This window comes from Pseudomonas sp. EL_65y_Pfl2_R96, from assembly GCF_963970905.1.
Lineage (GTDB): Bacteria > Pseudomonadota > Gammaproteobacteria > Pseudomonadales > Pseudomonadaceae > Aquipseudomonas.
The window spans coordinates 1-504 of the sequence record NZ_CAXAQH010000246.1; the positions used below are offsets into that span (position 1 = coordinate 1).

General features: G+C 66.3%; 1 protein-coding gene. It reads left to right on the forward strand.

Annotation, left to right across the window (positions count from 1 at the left end; translation table 11 throughout):
• Nucleotides 1-504, forward strand: a 504-nt coding sequence (locus AACY49_RS30440) for a cbb3-type cytochrome c oxidase subunit I (RefSeq protein WP_339527984.1), incomplete at both ends; no start/stop codon positions are given.

The window sequence follows — 504 nt, forward strand, 5'->3', positions numbered from 1 at the left end:
CGCCGTGCCCCCGGCCGATTTCGTGCTGCACAACTCGCTGTTCCTCGTCGCCCACTTCCACAACGTCATCATCGGTGGCGTGGTGTTCGGGATGTTCGCAGGCATCAATTACTGGTGGCCCAAGGCGTTCGGTTTCAAGCTCGACCGCGTCTGGGGCAAGCGCCAGTTCTGGCTGTGGGTACTGGGCTTCTGGTTCGCCTTCGCGCCAGTCTATGCGCTCGGCCTGATGGGCGTGACGCGCCGCCTGAGCCAGTTCGACGACCCGTCGCTGCAGATCTGGTTCCAGATCGCCGCCGCCGGCGCGCTGCTGATCGGCGCGGGCATCGCCTGCACGCTGATCCAGTTCGTCGTCAGCTTCGTTCGGCGCGAACAGCTGCGCGACCCGAGCGGCGACCCCTGGGGCGGGCGCACGCTGGAGTGGTCGACCTCGTCGCCGCCGCCGGACTACAACTTCGCCTTCACGCCCGTCGTCTATGACAATGACGCGTGGTGGGACATGAAGCG